Annotated in this window: 23 protein-coding genes; 15 read left to right on the top strand and 8 right to left on the bottom strand. The window is 74.3% G+C overall.

Annotated features, from left to right (window positions below; translation table 11 throughout):
* The first annotated feature begins 53 nt into the window (after positions 1–53).
* Positions 54–794 (top strand): DUF4336 domain-containing protein, encoded by a 741-nt coding sequence (locus ACTJK8_RS04860; protein ID WP_029360732.1) that lies wholly within the window; start codon positions 54–56, stop codon positions 792–794.
* A 299-nt stretch (positions 795–1,093) separates the two neighbouring features.
* On the opposite strand, the gene ACTJK8_RS04855 is transcribed toward ACTJK8_RS04860, so the two are convergent.
* The 4 genes from ACTJK8_RS04855 to ACTJK8_RS04840 form a co-directional block, all read right to left on the bottom strand.
* Positions 1,094–1,387 (bottom strand): hypothetical protein, encoded by a 294-nt coding sequence (locus tag ACTJK8_RS04855; RefSeq protein ID WP_440761602.1) that lies wholly within the window; start codon positions 1,385–1,387, stop codon positions 1,094–1,096.
* Between the two features lie 59 nt (positions 1,388–1,446).
* A complete protein-coding gene (locus tag ACTJK8_RS04850; protein ID WP_024828511.1) occupies positions 1,447–1,752 on the bottom strand; it encodes a hypothetical protein in 306 nt (101 codons plus the stop codon).
* Between the two features lie 65 nt (positions 1,753–1,817).
* Positions 1,818–2,015, bottom strand: a complete 198-nt coding sequence (locus tag ACTJK8_RS04845; RefSeq protein ID WP_012321817.1) for a hypothetical protein — start codon at positions 2,013–2,015, stop codon at positions 1,818–1,820.
* A 21-nt stretch (positions 2,016–2,036) separates the two neighbouring features.
* Complete coding sequence (locus ACTJK8_RS04840; RefSeq protein WP_012321816.1) at positions 2,037–2,426, bottom strand: hypothetical protein; 390 nt, start codon at positions 2,424–2,426, stop codon at positions 2,037–2,039.
* Between the two features lie 230 nt (positions 2,427–2,656).
* Between ACTJK8_RS04840 and ACTJK8_RS04835 the strand changes: the two genes are divergently transcribed.
* Positions 2,657–2,920, top strand: coding sequence for a hypothetical protein (locus tag ACTJK8_RS04835; protein ID WP_012321815.1), 264 nt, complete (start codon positions 2,657–2,659; stop codon positions 2,918–2,920).
* Positions 2,921–3,070: 150 nt separating this feature from the next.
* Positions 3,071–3,259, top strand: a complete 189-nt coding sequence (locus ACTJK8_RS04830; RefSeq protein WP_012321814.1) for a hypothetical protein — start codon at positions 3,071–3,073, stop codon at positions 3,257–3,259.
* 15 nt (positions 3,260–3,274) lie between these two features.
* On the opposite strand, the gene ACTJK8_RS04825 is transcribed toward ACTJK8_RS04830, so the two are convergent.
* Positions 3,275–3,520, bottom strand: coding sequence for a hypothetical protein (locus tag ACTJK8_RS04825; RefSeq protein ID WP_012321813.1), 246 nt, complete (start codon positions 3,518–3,520; stop codon positions 3,275–3,277).
* 154 nt (positions 3,521–3,674) lie between these two features.
* On the opposite strand from ACTJK8_RS04825, the gene ACTJK8_RS04820 reads away from it, so the two are divergent.
* Complete coding sequence (locus ACTJK8_RS04820) at positions 3,675–3,842, top strand: hypothetical protein (protein ID WP_012321812.1); 168 nt, start codon at positions 3,675–3,677, stop codon at positions 3,840–3,842.
* 44 nt (positions 3,843–3,886) lie between these two features.
* On the opposite strand, the gene ACTJK8_RS04815 is transcribed toward ACTJK8_RS04820, so the two are convergent.
* Positions 3,887–4,216 carry a hypothetical protein gene (locus ACTJK8_RS04815; protein WP_244413132.1) on the bottom strand — a complete coding sequence of 110 codons (330 nt, stop codon included), beginning with the start codon at positions 4,214–4,216 and terminating at the stop codon, positions 3,887–3,889.
* An 85-nt stretch (positions 4,217–4,301) separates the two neighbouring features.
* On the bottom strand, positions 4,302–5,060 hold the full coding sequence (locus tag ACTJK8_RS04810; RefSeq protein ID WP_058607815.1) for a CDP-diacylglycerol diphosphatase: 759 nt from the start codon (positions 5,058–5,060) through the stop codon (positions 4,302–4,304).
* Positions 5,061–5,156: 96 nt separating this feature from the next.
* On the opposite strand from ACTJK8_RS04810, the gene ACTJK8_RS04805 reads away from it, so the two are divergent.
* From ACTJK8_RS04805 to ACTJK8_RS04775, 7 genes are all read left to right on the top strand, one after another.
* On the top strand, positions 5,157–5,582 hold the full coding sequence (locus ACTJK8_RS04805) for a hypothetical protein (RefSeq protein ID WP_059409225.1): 426 nt from the start codon (positions 5,157–5,159) through the stop codon (positions 5,580–5,582).
* A 184-nt stretch (positions 5,583–5,766) separates the two neighbouring features.
* The gene (locus ACTJK8_RS04800; RefSeq protein ID WP_012321808.1) at positions 5,767–6,069 is read left to right on the top strand and encodes a hypothetical protein; all 303 of its coding nucleotides are present in this window, start codon (positions 5,767–5,769) and stop codon (positions 6,067–6,069) included.
* A 360-nt stretch (positions 6,070–6,429) separates the two neighbouring features.
* Positions 6,430–6,966 (top strand): MucR family transcriptional regulator, encoded by a 537-nt coding sequence (locus tag ACTJK8_RS04795; protein ID WP_029360734.1) that lies wholly within the window; start codon positions 6,430–6,432, stop codon positions 6,964–6,966.
* Between the two features lie 240 nt (positions 6,967–7,206).
* Positions 7,207–7,467 carry a hypothetical protein gene (locus tag ACTJK8_RS04790; protein ID WP_024828515.1) on the top strand — a complete coding sequence of 87 codons (261 nt, stop codon included), beginning with the start codon at positions 7,207–7,209 and terminating at the stop codon, positions 7,465–7,467.
* Between the two features lie 124 nt (positions 7,468–7,591).
* A complete protein-coding gene (locus ACTJK8_RS04785) occupies positions 7,592–8,659 on the top strand; it encodes a phosphatase PAP2 family protein (protein ID WP_058606332.1) in 1,068 nt (355 codons plus the stop codon).
* Between the two features lie 65 nt (positions 8,660–8,724).
* The gene (locus ACTJK8_RS04780; protein ID WP_440761601.1) at positions 8,725–9,654 is read left to right on the top strand and encodes an oxidoreductase; all 930 of its coding nucleotides are present in this window, start codon (positions 8,725–8,727) and stop codon (positions 9,652–9,654) included.
* Positions 9,655–9,713: 59 nt separating this feature from the next.
* Complete coding sequence (locus ACTJK8_RS04775) at positions 9,714–11,189, top strand: protein adenylyltransferase SelO (RefSeq protein WP_012321803.1); 1,476 nt, start codon at positions 9,714–9,716, stop codon at positions 11,187–11,189.
* A gap of 16 nt (positions 11,190–11,205) precedes the next feature.
* On the opposite strand, the gene ACTJK8_RS04770 is transcribed toward ACTJK8_RS04775, so the two are convergent.
* On the bottom strand, positions 11,206–11,421 hold the full coding sequence (locus ACTJK8_RS04770) for a hypothetical protein (protein WP_024828518.1): 216 nt from the start codon (positions 11,419–11,421) through the stop codon (positions 11,206–11,208).
* Positions 11,422–11,861: 440 nt separating this feature from the next.
* Between ACTJK8_RS04770 and osmF the strand changes: the two genes are divergently transcribed.
* From osmF to ACTJK8_RS04750, 4 genes are all read left to right on the top strand, one after another.
* On the top strand, positions 11,862–12,794 hold the full coding sequence (osmF, locus tag ACTJK8_RS04765) for a glycine betaine ABC transporter substrate-binding protein OsmF (protein ID WP_440761648.1): 933 nt from the start codon (positions 11,862–11,864) through the stop codon (positions 12,792–12,794).
* Positions 12,795–12,995: 201 nt separating this feature from the next.
* Positions 12,996–14,192 carry an ABC transporter permease gene (locus tag ACTJK8_RS04760; protein WP_440761600.1) on the top strand — a complete coding sequence of 399 codons (1,197 nt, stop codon included), beginning with the start codon at positions 12,996–12,998 and terminating at the stop codon, positions 14,190–14,192.
* Positions 14,189–15,121, top strand: coding sequence for an ABC transporter ATP-binding protein (locus ACTJK8_RS04755; RefSeq protein ID WP_012321799.1), 933 nt, complete (start codon positions 14,189–14,191; stop codon positions 15,119–15,121). The genes ACTJK8_RS04760 and ACTJK8_RS04755 overlap by 4 nt, the downstream gene beginning before the upstream one ends.
* Complete coding sequence (locus ACTJK8_RS04750) at positions 15,118–15,861, top strand: ABC transporter permease (protein WP_440761599.1); 744 nt, start codon at positions 15,118–15,120, stop codon at positions 15,859–15,861. Before ACTJK8_RS04755 ends, ACTJK8_RS04750 begins: the two co-directional genes overlap by 4 nt.
* The last annotated feature ends 244 nt before the right edge of the window (positions 15,862–16,105 follow it).

The raw sequence follows: 16,105 nt of genomic DNA, 5'->3' as shown, positions 1-16,105 counted from the left end.
TGTTGCACAGGTGCGGGGCCGTGCCGGCCCGCGGCCGAGGAAGAGAGCGGGACTTGCCCGAAGCGACCTATCCGCCCCTCGACGTGCTCAAGCCGGTGGCCGACGGCGTCTGGATCGTCGACAGCGGGCCGCTCCGCGCCCTCGGCATACCCCTGCCCGTCCGGATGACCGTCGTCCGCCTCGCGGACGGAGCGCTCTGGCTGCACTCGCCCACGCGCTTCGACGCGGGCCTGCACCGAGCGATCGCCGCGCTGGGACCGATCCGCCATCTGGTCGCGCCCAACATCGCCCACTGGACCTACCTGAAGGACTGGCAGGCCCAGTGTCCGGAGGCTCTGACCTGGGCAGCCCCGAACCTGCGCGAGCGTCGCCAGGTCCGCCGCTCCGGCCTGCGCGTCGACCGGATCCTGGAGGACGCGGCGCCGCCCGACTGGGCGGCGGACCTGCGCCAGGTCGTCGTGCCGGGCGGGTTCGGGTTCCGGGAGGTCGCGTTCTTCCACGGCGCGAGCCGCACCCTGATCCTGACCGACCTCGTCCTCAACCTGGAGCCCGCGAAGATGCCGGCGCTCCTGCGCCCGTTCCTGCGGCTCGCCCGCATGACGCCACCGCACGGCGAGCCGCCGCCCTATCTGCGCCTCGTGATCAGGCTCCGGCGGCGCGACGCCGCGCGGGCGGCCGCGGATCTCGTCGGCCTCGCGCCGGAACGCGTCGTGTTCGCGCACGGCCTCTGGTTCGCCGCGGACGGTGCGGCACGTCTGAGACGCTCCCTCCGCTGGCTCGGGACGCCGTCCTGAGCATGGCCGCCGTCGGCGTCAGGCCGCGGCGATCCGCTGCCGCATGATCCGGACCCGGCCCCGCCGGCAGGTCCGCGGACAGCGGCGGCGCGACGGGCCCGATCGGGCCGAACCCGGCCGCCAGGAACCACTTCCCGGCATCCGCGTCGCGCCGCGCGATCAGCCCCTCGCGGCGAAGTTCCGGCCCCGCACCGCTCCGGAACACCGCCGGGACCGCGCGGTCGGCCAGCCACGGACCGGCGGCCGCGCAGGGCGGGATCGCGGACGTCCCGGCCTGAAGCCGGGACGACCCGGCCGGCTCAGGCGCGGCCCATGGCGACCGATCCGTCCGCCCGGCTCAGGGCGCTGACCCGGGGTCCGCGGAGACCCGGGTTCTGCTGCTCCAGCGCGTCGAGGACGGCGTTGGCAGCCTCGATGATCGCGCCCGGCGATCCGCCCGGGATCTCGGGCCGGATCGCCTCGGCGAGACGCGCGAGGCAGGTCTGCTCGATCTGCGGATGATCGGCGCCGGCGGCCTGGCGCCAGTAGGCGGCGTAGACGTTCTCGGCGATCGTTCGGGCCGTCCGATCGTCGCCCGGCGTGTCCTGCTCCATCGCGTCCCTGCCTCGATCGCGTGATGACCGGTACAAGGGTGGCGACGGCAGCGGTGCGTTCAAGGCTCTCCGGGGAAGTCCTTTTCCGGACCGTCCGCCCCGCCGCCTTCCACGCCTTCCACCCCTTCGGCGGGATCGGCTCCCTCGATCGCGCGGGCGAGTTCGGTCAGCACCTCCTCCACCATCGGCGGCCAGGGTGCCCGCTCCTCGTCCATCAGGCGCGCCGCGCCGACCAGCGCCGAGATCTGCGCCTCGTAGACCGGCCGGCCCACCAGCTGCGCGTAGCGCACCCGCGCCGCGAGCGCCGTGGCGAGGCGCTGAACCTCCGCGATCTTCGCGCTCGGCGCGCCGCTGCCGTCGCCCATCCGTCCACCCCCTCGGGATCCTCAGAGATCCTCATAGGCCATGGCCGGGATGCAGTCAGGACCGGCTACCAGGCTTCGAGGATCCGGCCGCCGACGAGGGCGACCACGAGGCCGACCAGCAGCGCCAGACCGATGTCCCGGAGCGGCGCGGTGATCCAGCCGGTCTCGGGAACCGGGGGCGCCACGAAGCGCGTCAGGCTCTCGGGCAGGGCCGGCGCCGGCGGCACGGACCTCCGCCGCAGGCCGTTGCGGATGCGGTGCATGGGCGCGATCCCCGGGCGACCTCAGGCGGTCTCGATCTGGCGGGACGCGGCCGCCGCCTGGGCCTTCCGCGCGGACGTCTTCGGGCGAACGAAATCGCCGAGCGGCTTGCAGGTCGGCAGGCCGATCACCTCGACCGAGCGGGGCGCGGCCTGCGGCAGCGCGGTGTGCGGAACCGGGGTCTCCGTCCCGTCCGCGGCCTCGGCCTGCCCGTCGGCGGAGTCCGGCAGCTCGACGCGGTGCCCGATCAGGTAGGCCTCGATGTCGATGAGGCGGTGGCGCAGGCGCCAGATGTCGTTCTCGACGCCGTTGATCTGCACGAGGAGGTCGGAGACGGTGCCCTGACGCGCCGCGATGGCCGAGAGCACGGTGGCCCGCTCGTTCAGCAGAACGGCCTTGACGGTCGGGTTCATGACGTACGCCTCCGAATGTTACGGCACCACGATTCGCGAATTCGGAAGCGAAGACAGTTCTCAAAATGGCTTAGCCGTTACGCCCGAAGGTGAGCCGCCGCATTCGCTCGCCGAACGACTCGCGCCGCGACGGCGATCGCGCGGATGGCTGACGGAGGCGGACGGGAACTTCTCGCGCGCGCGTGCGTCAGTTTTGCACAGACCGACGCACGCAGCGCTGGGAGCTTCACATGTGCAGATCCGCGACTCTCGCCATGGCCGCCGCCCTGACCCTGGCCTCCGTCACCGCCTGGGCCGATCCCGTGAGCCAGACGGGCACCGGCGGCGGCCCCGCCACCACCGCCAAGGCGCCCCACACCGCCGCGACCGGCCAGACCGTGCCGAATCCCGGCGCCCTCGGCCCGAACGAGACCGGCAGCATCGAGCGCCGGGACGCCGTCGAGGAGCGCAACGACGCGATCACCCGCGGCATCTGCATCGGCTGCAGCCGCTGAGGTGTCGGTGCGCCGAGGGCGGGACGTCGATACGGCCGCGTCATGACCGCGGTTCATGGCCGGGGCGCCGCGGCCGCGGCCGGGGCTTGAAGCTGCGGCCGTCCTGGCCCAAATCAGCGCGCCTCACCAACCATGAACAGGAGTGAACACGTGGCAAACGAGTCTGTCGAACAGGCGGCAGAGAAGACCTATTACGGCCTGACCCTCTCGCAGCACGCCGAGCGGATCCGGAAGCTCGCGACGGAACGCGGACTGACCGGGGAGACCTTCGACCGCGTGACCGCCCAGGCCGTGGCGATGATCCCGACCATCAAGGTGACCGACGCCGCCCAGCGGTGAGCCGGGCCGGGCCGATCACTGCTCGGCCCGCAGCCCCTTGAGGATGCGCCGGGCGATGGTGCGCACGGCCTCATCGTCCCGCGCCTCGCCCTCGACCGTATCCCACAGGTGGGCGAGGCTGCCCTCGAGTTCGTCCAGCAAGTCCGGGTGCCGCCGCGCCAGGAACCGCATCGTCCCGAACAGGAGATGCTCGGTCGCCATCTCGCGCCGGCGCGCCTCGGTGACGGGATCCGCGTGCGGTTTGGTGGTCTGATCGCTCATGGTCGAGCAACGGCCCGAGCGGGCCGCGGTTCGCCGGGCCGAGCGCGGTGCGACGCCGCGGATGGCACCGAGCCGGCGCGGCGCGCGCGACCGGGAACAGCGCCGGACCGGCCCGGTTTGCCGGTCAGGACAGGGCGTCCGGAGAGGGCAGACGATGGCCGAGGCGGATCCGCGCAAACCCGGGGACGAGGCCCCGCCCGGCACGCCGGGCACCGGCGAGAACCTGTGCCGGACCTGCGGCGGCACCGGCAAGGTCGCCGACGCGCAGTGCTCCGATTGCCGAGGCACCGGCACGGTGACGACCGGCATCGGCGGAGCCTGACGCCGCACCGCCCGCTCAGGGGTCCGCTCGGAGCCGCGGCGGGCTCAGCGCCGCAGCGCGCCGAACCACGCGGTGAGCGGTTCCACGAACGCCGCCCAGGTCCGCGACCACACCGTGCCGGTGCGCGCGTCCGCCGGGCGCGAGCCGGACATCAGGGCCGCCACCAGGGCATCCTCGCGGGTCTTGCACTCGTCGAGGGCGTTGCGCTCGTCGCCGGCGCGGCTCTGCCCGGTCGGCTGATGCCCCGAGGCGTCCCGCAGACAGCGGTGCCAGGCGCGCTCCAGCTCGGCCGGATCGGTCGCTCCGGCGGCCGGCCCCGCAACCGCAGGTCCGGTGGCCAGGAGGAGCATCGCGGACAAGCTGAGCACCGGCATGCGCATGCTCGCTCTATGCCCGATTCGCGCCCCGGAGGGATAGAACGTAGCAGCAACAGTGGTCGCGGCTCGGCGCGGTCGCCGGTCAGCCGGACCGGCCGTGCTTGGCCATCCGGCAGCTGTGATCCATCAGGTACTCGGCGCTGGCCTCCGGCTCCCGATAGGCCAGCAGAATCATCCCGCCCCGCGGATCCCCGGGATCGGCCTCCACCGCCGCGAAGCTCGCGTCGTGCAGCCGGCCCTGCCAGCCGGGCACGCGGGCCAGCGCGGCGAACGGGTTGAACGCCGCCACCGCGTCCGCCGGGACCCGCATGGCGACGTAGGACACCTCCTCGAGCGGCACCGGGAACGGGGCCCAGCTCTCGCCGACGGCGTCGCCGTGGGCCTTCAGGGCCGCCACGACGCTCCGGCGCATGCAGTCGAGGTGGATGTGCAGCTGATCCTGGCTGCGGCCGCCCACGGAATTGACCTCCAGGCCGACCGCAGAGGCGGGCAGACGGCCCTGCAGCGCGTCCGACACGTAGTGCCGGGCCGCGAGCGCCGCCCGCCAGTAGGCCGCTCCCCGAGGCCCCTGGAGCACGGAGGCCTCGATGCCCGAGACGCTGTCGGTGGGCATCACCACCGTGTGGGTGGGCTGGCCCGGCGCGCGCAGCACCGCCGTTCCCGGGCGCGCCGCGTCGCCGAGGTCGACCGCGAGGCAGGGAAAGCTCCGGCCCGCGGCCTTCTTGGCGAGCACGCAGCCCTGCAGCGCCACCCAGAGCACGTCCCGGACCGGGTTGGCCGCGATGGCCGCCGGCATCGCCGCGAAGGCGAGGAGGGTCGCGACGACCAGAGTACCACGCATGATCAGATGTTCCGGTCCCCGGCCGTCGTTATGATACGCCCGGCGGCGCGCCAGCAGTGTACGCGGCCGCCGTCGCCGTGAGGTTACGTTTCCGCGATGCTGAGATGGAACGCGCAGTGGCAGGGCCTGATACGGGTCGCGGCCTGGATCCTGGTGGCGCTGATCGCCGCGGTCACGCTGGTGCCGATCGGCCTCCGCCCGGTGGTCACGGCCGATCCCAGCTTCGAGCGCGTCGCGGCCTACGCGGTGGCCGGGCTGCTCATGACGGTGGCCTACCCGCGGCACTGGCCCTGGATCCTGGCGGGCACCGTCGTGCTGGCCGGCGGCCTGGAAGCCGGCCAGACCCTCACCGGCACCCGCCACGGCCGGTTCGACGACTTCCTCGTCAAGGCCGCCGCCGGCCTCGTCGGGGCCCTGGCGGGCCGCCCGCTCGCGATCCTGGCCGACCGGCACCGCGCCGGCGGCACCGTGACCGGCACCACCCTGGCCGGCCGCGATCTGGGCGACCGCACCTGCGGCTGAGTCGCGGCGGGCCCGGTCCGCCGCCATCTCGGACACGGACGGCGCGCGGCGCCGCGGGCCGTCACCGCGCCCATGCCGCCGGTGCATGGCCGCGGCGCCGGTCCGGTGCCGGGCGACGGGCTCCCGGTGGAAACCGCCGAGCTTGACCCGCGTTGCCTGAAGGGGCTCTCACGCGGGGTGCTGCATGTTCGGCGCGGCCAAGCTCACGGGACGGTTCTGGTTTCGCAAGACGTGGACGGGCAAGCTGGTCCTGCTCGTCGAGGAGGAGAGGCCGCGGTGGTTCGGCCGCTCCGGCCTCACCAAGCTTCGCTGGCGCGACGCCCGCCTCCTCGACCTGGCCGAGGCGCCGATGCGCACCCTGATGACTCTCGAGCGCAGCTACCGGGCCGACTACGCGGCCGGGCCCGCCCGGGTCCTGCAGGCCGTCGTCCCGCCCGGGGCGCGCGGCGCGATCACCACACCGATCGGGACCGCGGCCAACGCCTGAGCGTCGCCGCGGCGCGAGGGCGCGGGCCGAGCATGGAGGGGCAGGGCTCGGCCCGCCTGTCGTTCGGCTTCTTACCCCCAAAGCCGGAGCGACCCTGCCAGTCACCATGGCAGGGTTAACGCTTCCTGAAGAGCCCGCGGCTGGCCGGTCGGTGGGCGGCGGCGAAACGCGCGCCGCGACCCGCGGGTCGGCCCCGGGGCGGCGGAAAGATCGGGCACGACGAGCGCCATTGATCTATGTTGGTATTCGCCACTCCATTCGGTAGATAACAGGCATAATGGGTTATCTTCGTGCAGATAAGGCCTTGACTGTCGAGAAGCGAATCCACGTTCATGAATCACTCACACGTGAGAGGCGCCCATGGAAGATAGCAATCCTGCACCGCATCAGGACCCGATCGATTTCGTCGAGCTGACTGCCGATATTGTTTCGGCTTATGTCGCCAACAACTCCGTTCCGGTTCCCGACCTCCCGTCGCTCCTGTCCGGCGTCCACGCCGCGCTGGCCGGTCTCGGCCACACGACGGGCTCGTCCGAGCCGGAATTCAAGAAGGCGACGCCCGCGCAGATCAAGAAGTCGATCACGCCCGACGCCCTGATCAGCTTCATCGACGGCAAGCCGTACAAGACGCTGAAGCGGCATCTCACCGGCAACGGCATGACGATCGAGCAGTACCGGCAGCGCTACGGGCTGCCGCCGGACTACCCGACGACCGCGTCCAACTACTCGGCGATGCGCGCCGAGTTCGCCCGCAACGCCGGCCTGGGGCACAAGCGCCGCAGCCCGGCCGCCAAGCGGAGCGAGCCCGCGGACTCCGTCGCGGCGGATGCCGGCGCCGGCACCGGCACGAAGGCCACCAAGAGCCGCAAGACCCGGAAGGCCACCGCGGAGGCGTGAGAGCCCCGGCCGCGCGCTCCGGCGCGCGCTCTGCCGGCGCCCGCCGCGCCAGGACCTGAGATGACGGGACCGGGTACGGCCTCGCCGGACCCACCCGTCACCTCCCGGCCGGTCCCGGACCGGCCCGCGCCACACCGGCCCGTCCCGTGCGGGCCCCTCCGCCGGTCGGCGCGTCGGAACGACGCCTGCGGCCAGCCGTTGGGCCGGGTGAACGCCCGACCGCGCCCGACGGAGCCGAGCTTGACCCGATCGATCCCCGCCCTTCTCCTCGCCGCCGCCACGTTGGCCGCCCTTCCGGCCGCGGCCCTCGCGCAGGATCGGCCCGGAGCCGGAGCGGCACCTCCGGTCGAGACCGCGCCGAAGCCGGCAGCCGACACGAAGGATCCGGGCAAGACCGCCACGGAGGCCGTCACCCATCCGTCCGCCGTGCCGCCGGCGGAGGGCGAGGTCGGCACCGGCAAGCCCCCGGCCACCGGGGACGCCCCCACGACCGGCCGGTAACGTCCGCCCCCGCGAACCCCACCCTGTTCGCCCGTCCGCCTGCGCGGCCGGGTGGCCTCTCCCTGTCGCGGCCGAGCCCCGTCGCGGCCAAGCATCGGCCCTGTCGGGCGAGGTGAGCCGGATCATGCGTCCAGACCGGGTCGTTCACACCGGCCGCGAGCCCATCGTCCCCGTTCGAAGCCCCGCCGGCACTGGGTCGCGCCTGCTGCGCCGGCACAGCGCCGGCATCGCCGCGCCGGACCCGCGTCTCTGGGCGCTGACCCTGGCGATCATCGCGGTCGACGCCGTCTGGATGGCGGCGTCCGGCATGGCCGTCGAGCCCCTAGGCTTCGGCCTCGCCGCCTTGGCCGTCCTCGTCCTGCTGCTCGCCGCGGCCTGCCTGAGCACGGTGAAGTCCGATCCGCCCCTGCGGGGCATGGCCCTGGCGAGCGCGTTCCTCATCGCCTTCACGGTGCCGGTGGCGGTCCTGCATTTCCTCGCCGCCGGGATCGGGCTGCCCTTCGTCGATCCGGCTTTGGCCCGCATCGAGACCGCCCTCGGCTTCGACTGGACGGGCCACGTGGCCTTCCTGGCGCGGCATCCGACCCTGTCGTGGTGGCTGGCGCTCGCCTACCATTCCAGCGGCCCGCAGGTCGGGCTCGTGGTGATCGCGCTGAGCGCGACCCGCCGGCTCGGCCGGCTCTGGACCTACATCCGGCTGTTTTCCGCGACGCTGCTGTGCGTGATCGGCCTCGCCGCCCTCCTGCCGGCGCTCGGCCCCTACGCCCACTACGCCCCGCGGGTCGTCCCGTCCGAGCCCCTGGAGACGGTCGGCGCGCTCTGGCACCTCGAGCCGGTGGCGCGGCTGCGGGCCGGCACCCTGCACACGCTGGCGCTCGGCGACCTGCGCGGCCTCGCGACCTTCCCGTCCTTCCACGTCTGCCTCGCGCTCCTCACGGCCTGGGCGCTGGCGCCGGTGCCGCTCCTCGGCCCCCTGGCCGCCCTGCTCAACGCCGCCGTGATCGTCGCGACCCTCGGGTCGGGCGGCCACTACCTGCCGGACGTGCTGGCGGGGGGGCTCCTGGCCCTCGCGGCCCTGGCCTGCCGGGCCCGGCGGCGCGGGCCGACGGCCGATCCGGCCGCGCGCGGTCCGGCCGCCCGGAGGATCGAGGCGCTCGACGCGATCGAGACGATCCGGCCCGCCGACGCCTGAGGGCCGGTCCGGCCGCGAACAACCCCGCGCCCGGCGGATTAGCCGAGGAGCGGAGAGGCGCGACGATGACCCGGACCCGGTGGACGACCCGCGACATGCCGAGTCAGGCCGGACGGCACGCGATCGTCACCGGCGCGACCAGCGGGCTCGGCTACGAGGCCGCCCTCGCCCTCGCGGGGGCGGGCGCCGCGGTCACCCTCGCCGCCCGCGACGGCGAGAAGGCCCAGCGCGCCATGGCGTCGATCCGGCACCGTCACCCGGAGGCGCGGCTGGCCTTCCGCCGCCTCGACACCGCCAGCCTCGCCTCCGTGCGCGCCTTCGGCGAGGCCTGCCGCGCGGACGGGCAGCCCGTCGACATCCTGCTGCTCAACGCCGGCATCGCCTCCGTGCCGCGGCGCGAGGAGACGGGGGACGGGTTCGAGCGCCAGTTCGGCACCAACTATCTCGGCCATTTCGCGCTGACCGGGCTGCTCCTGCCCCTGGTGCCCGCGCGGGTGACCTCCCGGATCGTCCCGGTGGCGAGCCTCGCCCACCGGCCCGGACGGATCCACTTCGACGACCTCCAGCTCCGGCGCGCCTACGGGCCGCAGAAGGCCTACCGGCAGTCGAAGCTCGCGATGCTGATGTTCGGGCTCGAACTCGACCGCCGCCTGAGGGCGGCGGGGGCGCCGATCCGCGCGATCCCGGTCCATCCCGGCGCCGCCCGGACGGACGTGTTCCGCCGCGGCGACCGGGCAGGCCCCGTCCAGCGCCTTGCCGGGCACCTGATCTTCGCGGTGATCGGCCAGCCCGCGGCGCGGGGCGCGCTGCCGCTGCTCTTCGCCACCACCGCGCAGGAGGCCGAGGGCGGCGCCTATTACGGTCCCGACGGGATCTGGGAGCTGCACGGCCATCCGGCCCGGGCCGACATCGCCGCGCAGGCCCGCGACACCGCCGCCGCCGCGCGGCTCTGGTCGGTATCCGAGGCCCTCACGGGCGTCGACTGCACCGTCTGACCCCGCGCCCCCGACGGGCGCCGCTTGCCCCCCGACCCCGCTCTCCATAGATCCCGACGATGACGGCACTCCCCTTCGACAACAGCTACGCCCGCCTGCCGGAGCGCTTCTACGCGCGCCGGCCGCCGACGCCGGTGGCGGCGCCGCGCCTCGTCCGGCTCAACCGCCCGCTCGCCGAGGAGCTCGGCCTCGACCCGGACTGGCTCGCCGGCCCGGACGGCGTCGCGGCGCTCGCGGGCAACACCGTCCCGGACGGCGCCGACCCGATCGCCGCGGCCTATGCCGGGCATCAGTTCGGCCAGTTCGTGCCGCAGCTCGGCGACGGCCGCGCGGTCCTCCTCGGCGAGGTCGTCGACCGCAACGGGCACCGCCGCGACATCCAGCTGAAGGGCGCGGGCCCGACGCCGTTCTCCCGGCGGGGCGACGGGCGGGCGGCGCTCGGCCCGGTCCTGCGCGAGTACCTCGTCAGCGAGGCCATGGCGGCGCTCGGCATCCCGACCACCCGGGCCCTCGCCGCCGTGACGACCGGCGAGCGGGTCGTGCGCGAGACGCTCCTGCCCGGCGCGGTCCTGACCCGCGTGGCGGCGAGCCACATCCGGGTCGGCACCTTCCAGTTCTTCGCGGCGCGGGGCGACGTCGAGGGCCTGCGGGCGCTCGCCGACCACGTCATCGCCCGGCACCATCCGGACGCCGCCGGGGCCGCCAACCCCTACCGCGCGCTCCTGGAGGGCGTCGTCGCGGCCCAGGCCGACCTCGTGGCCCGCTGGCTGCACGTCGGCTTCGTCCACGGGGTGATGAACACCGACAACATGTCGGTCGCCGGCGAGACGATCGATTACGGGCCGTGCGCGTTCCTCGACGCCTACGATCCCCGGACGGTCTACAGCTCCATCGACCGCAACGGCCGCTACGCCTACGGCCAGCAGCCGCGGATCGCGCTCTGGAACCTGACGCGGCTCGCCGAGACCCTGCTGCCGCTCCTCGCCGAGGCCGAGGACGCCTCGGTCGCCGAGGCCGAGGCGGCGCTGGCCACCTACGCGCCGCGCTTCGAGGCGGCCTATCACGGCGGCCTCGCCCGCAAGCTCGGACTCGCCGAGACCCGGGACGGCGACCCGGCCCTGGCGGGCGACCTCCTCAAGCGCATGGCCGAGAACCAGGCCGACTTCACCCTGACGTTCCGCGCCCTCTGCGCCGCCGCGGAGCGCCCGGACGCCGATGCGACCGTGCGCGACCGGTTCGTCGATCCGACGAGCTACGATGCCTGGGCGGCCGACTGGCGCGCGCGGCTGGCGCAGGAGGCCCGCGACCCGGCCGAGACCGCCGCCGCGATGCGCGGGGTGAACCCGGCCTTCATCCCGCGCAACCACCGGGTCGAGGCGATGATCGAGGCCGCCGTGGAGCGGGACGACTTCGCGCCGTTCGCGACGCTCCTCGCCGTGCTGGCCCGCCCCTACGACGACCAGCCGGATCACGCCGCCTTCGCCGAGGCGCCCGCGGGCGGCGGCGTCGGCTACCGGACCTTCTGCGGCACCTGAGCCCGGGCGCCGCCGGTCAGGACCGCGGCCAGGTGAAGATCTCGCGCACCCCGCCCGCGTGGCGAAACCAGTGGACGCGGGTCGCTGGATTGAAACCGTGATCCTGGTACGAAGTGGCGATCACCGACACGAGAGTCTCGGCCGCCGAGCGGTCGTGAATGTCGTAGGCCAGAAGTTTCGGAGCACCGTCGGTCTCGCGGGTGAGATCGCGAACCAGAATCGAATACGACATATCCCCCCTCCTTTCGACACGAAGCATGTACTCAAGATTATATCTCCAAAGCCAGGATCGTTCGCGGAAGGATCATGTAAAGGTTAAACAACGTTAACGGGAATGTGTTGATTTGATACGGCCCCGGTTGGACTCGCCGAGCGCGGCGGTCATCCCGGCGGTTCCGCGGGTCGCGACGCCGGATCGGTCCGGGGCGAGAGGCGAGGCTGTCGACCGGGCTCGAGCACCGAATCACGCCGCGGCACCGGCCCGAGAGCTGCTCCCGATCGTATCGCAGCGGTCTGGACGGACGACGATCCGGGTGGAGAAAGTCGCGCCATGCCCCCTCTCACGTGCGGCACAGGCTCGGCGCGCCTCCGCCTCAACTCGATCGGGACCGGCCCTAGATGAAGGCGAGCGCCCGACCGGACCTGACGGGCGCCGGAGCGGACCCGGAGGCCATGGTGAAGCGGATCCGGGCGGGTCTCGTCGCGGCAGGACTCGCGCTGCTGGTCGCCCAGTGCGCGCCCACGCCCGGCGCGCCGGCGGCCGGGATCGTCGTCGCCTCCAAGCTCGACACCGAGGGCGGGGTGCTCGGGAACATCATCCTGCAGGCGCTGCAGGCCCGGGGCCTGCCGACCGTCGACAAGATCCAGCTCGGCGCGACCGCGATCGTCCGGCAGGCCCTGATCGAGGGGCAGATCGACGTCTACCCGGAATACACCGGCAACGCGGCGTTCTTCTTCGGGAAGGCCGATCTCCCGGTCTGGAAGGATCCGGAGGCGGCCTACGGCACGGCCCGGAACCTGGATCGCGCGGCCAACGACCTCGTCTGGCTGACGCCCGCCGCGGCCAACAACACCTGGGCGATCGCCGTGCGCCAGGAGATCGCGCGGGCCGCGGGCCTGAGGACCATGAGCGACCTCGGCCGCTACGTGGCGGGCGGCGGCGCGATCAGGCTCGCCGCCTCGTCGGAATTCGTGACCAGCCCGGGGGCGCTGCCGGCCTTCGGCCGCGCCTACGGCTTCACCCTCCGGCCGGACCAGCTCGTCATCCTGGCCGGGGGCGACACGGCCGCCACGATCGCGGCGGCGGCGCGGGGCACCTCCGGCACGAACGCCGCCATGGTGTTCGGCACCGACGGCAGCATGGCGGTCGCGCACCTCGTGATGCTGGACGACGACAAGGGCGTCCAGCCGGTCTACCAGCCGGCGCCCGTGGTCCGCGGCGCGGTCCTCAAGGCCCATCCGGAGATCGCCGCGGTGCTGGACCCGATCTTCCGCAGGCTCGATCTGGCCACGCTCCGGGATCTCAACGGGCGGGTCCAGATCGGCGGCGAGCCGGCCTCCGCGGTCGCGGCGGACTTCCTCCGGCGGAACGGGTTCGCGCGCTGAGCCGGTCACGCGGACAGCGCCGCGACCCGCGCCTCCGCGGGCGGGGTCGTCGGCCGCCCGCGGGATCCCGCGTCGACAAGCCGGGGCTCCGTCGGCAAGGATGCGCGGCGGGGCGCCCGAGAGCGTCGCGACGCCGGTGACCCGCCTCATGACACCCGTCCCGCTTCAGTCCACCTGTGCGTCCCGGGACGCCGTCGGCGCGTGAGGACGGGATTACTGTCCGCGACCGGGCGGCCGCGCCCGGGCGTCGATCCGCTGGGCGCGGCCTTCGCGGCCGTGCTCGGGGTGAGCCTGCTCGCCCTGCCGCTGATGACGACCCGGCCGAACCGGATCGCGGCCGGCACCGCGCTGTCGGCGTGGTCGGCGCTCCCGACCGGCGCGGCGCTCCTCCTCGGGGGCGTCGTCGCCCTGGCGCTGCCGCTGCTGGCCCTGCGGTCGGCGCCGCTCCTGCGGCTGGCCGCCGCCTCCGCGATCCTGCTGCTGCTCGGCCTCGCGGCCGGCTGGGCGGCCGACCACCTGACCGCGCCGGGCGACCGCTACGGCCGGGTCTCGCCGGATGCCGGCTGGTGGCTCGCCTCCGGGACGGCGGCCCTGGCGGTCGGCGACGCGCTGGCGCGGATGCGGCCGGGGCCGATCCCGCGGATCGCCCTGCTGGCCCTGCTGGTCGCCGCGACGGGGCTCGCCCTGCGCACCGGGTTCTGGGACAACCTCTCGGTCCTGCGGGAATATGCCGGCCGCTCCGACACGTTCGGCCGGGAGCTGCGGACCCACGCCGCCCTCGCCCTCAGCTCGGTCGCGGCCGCCGCCCTCATCGGGATCCCGGCGGCCGCGCTGGCGCGCCCGGTCCCGCCCCTGCGGGCGGGCCTGCTCACGGGCCTCAACGTCGTGCAGACCGTCCCGTCCATGGCCCTGTTCGGCATGCTGATCGCGCCCCTGGCCTGGATCGGCCGGGAGGTCCCGGGCGCATCGGCCCTCGGCATCGCGGGGATCGGCGCCGCGCCGGCCTTCGTGGCGCTGTTCGCCTACGCGCTCCTGCCGGTGGCCGCCGCGACCGTCGCGGGCCTCGACGCCGTGCCCGGGCCGGTGCGCGACGCCGCCCGGGGCGTCGGCATGACCCAGCGCCAGCGGCTGTTCCAGGTGGACCTGCCCCTCGCCCTCCCGGCGATCCTGACCGGGATCCGGATCGTCCTCGTCCAGAATATCGGCCTCGCGGTGATCGCGGGCCTCGTGGGCGGCGGCGGCCTCGGCGTGTTCGTCTTCCAGGGCATCAGCCAGAATGCGGGCGACCTCGTCCTGCTCGGCGCGCTGCCGACCGTCGCCCTGGCGACCGGCGCCGCCGTGCTGCTCGACGCCGTCATCGACCTGAGCCGCGGCCGCGCGGCGGAGCGGATCCCATGATCGATCTCGCCGGGGTGAGCCGCGTCTTCGAGGGGCGCACGGTCGTGGCGGACGTCACCCTGCGGGTCGAGGCCGGGACGATCCTGACGGTGGTCGGCACCTCGGGATCCGGCAAGACCACCCTGCTGCGCATGATCAACCGCCTGATCGAGCCGAGCGCCGGGACGATCCGGATCGCGGGCCGGGACGTCCGGGAGGTGCCCCCGCACCTCCTGCGTCGCGGGATCGGCTACGCCATCCAGGGACACGGGCTGTTCCCCCACCGCACGGTCGCGGAGAACATCGCGGTGGTCCCGAAGCTCGTCGGCTGGGAGCGCCGGCGGATCGCCGCGCGGGTCGACGAGCTTCTCGGCCTGTTCAACCTCGATCCGGCGGTCTACCGGGACCGCCTGCCGGCGGCGCTCTCCGGCGGCGAGCAGCAGCGGATCGGCGTCGCCCGGGCGCTCGCGGCCGAGCCGCCGATCCTGCTCATGGACGAGCCGTTCGGCGCCCTCGATCCGATCATCCGCGGGCGGGCGCAGGCGGATCTGCTGGCGATCCAGGCGCGCTACGGCACCACGATCGTGCTGGTGACCCACGACATGACCGAGGCGCTCCATCTCGGCGACCGGGTCGCCGTGATGGATGGCGGGCGCCTGGTGCAGGAGGCCGCGCCGGCGGACCTCATCGGCGCGCCCGCCACCGCCTTCGTCGGCGCCCTCCTCGGCAGCGGCGAGCGGGCCTTCCAGCTCATGGCCCTGCGCGTCGTGGACGATCTGGTCGAGCCCGGCCCGGCGCCGGGCCCGCCCATCCCGGCCGGAACCACGGTGCGGGCCGCCCTCGCCGAGAGCCTGTGGTCGCGGCGCCCGGCCCTGCCGGTCAGCCGCGACGGCGTCGTCCTGGGCCGGGTGACGCGGGAGGCCCTCGCGGCGCGGGGCGCCCGGCCGTGATCGGCGCCCCGCGGATCGCCCGGGCCGCGCTCCTCGCCCTGCTCGGGGCGTTCCTGGTGGCGCCGGGCCGGTTCGCGCCCCTGTTCCGGCCCTTCGCCCCCGGCGACGCGCCGCCGATCTACGCCCAGACGCCGCTGCTGACGCTCGCCGTCACCCACCTCCTGCTCGTCGCCGCCGCGACCACGATCGCGGCCGCGATCGCCCTCGGCCTCGCGGTCGCGGCCACGCGGCCGGCCGGCCGCGACGTGCTGCCGTTCGCCCGGTCGGTGGCCCGCATCGGGCAGACCTTCCCGCCCGTCGCGGTCCTGGCCCTGGCCGTCCCGATCCTCGGGTTCGGGGCGGTTCCGACCCTGATCGCCCTGGTCCTCTACGGGCTCCTGCCGATCTTCGAGACCGCGCTCACCGGGCTCGAGGATCTCGACCCGGCGCTGATGGAGGCCGCGCGCGGCATGGGGCTGACCGACCGGCAGCGGCTCGTCCGCGTCGAGCTGCCCCTGGCGCTGCCGATGATCCTGTCGGGGATCCGCCTCGCCGCCGTCATCGGGCTGGCGACGGCGACCATCGGCTCGACGGTCGCGGCCAGCACCCTCGGCGAGGTGATCATCTCCGGCCTGCTCACCGGCAACACCGCCTACGTGCTGCAGGGCGGCCTCGCCGTGTCCGCGCTGGCCCTGCTGATCGATGGCGGCTTCCGAAGCCTCGAGCGCGAAGCGGCACGACGGGCTGGATTTCGTTCCTAGACGCGACTAGAACGCCAGCGGGGCCGTACGCGCGGCCCTGGGGCGTGGAACCCCCTGTCTGATGGTCGGTGCCGACCACAACGGCACCCGTATCCTTGACCACACGGTCGGGGAGCCTGCGGCGTATGTCCAGGCGTTCCGGCGCTAAAGGTCGTAGGGACCGTTCAGACACGGTTTTCCAACTCCCCGACTCGGGATGGTCGAAGGCTCGCTCGCGGGGGCGCACCGCGAGCCAGGGCCTGCC

This window comes from Methylobacterium sp. 22177, from assembly GCF_052045615.1.
In the GTDB taxonomy this organism is placed as follows: domain Bacteria; phylum Pseudomonadota; class Alphaproteobacteria; order Rhizobiales; family Beijerinckiaceae; genus Methylobacterium; species Methylobacterium radiotolerans.
Note: the sequence above shows the minus strand (reverse complement) of the source record. Positions and strands in the feature narration are given on the sequence as shown.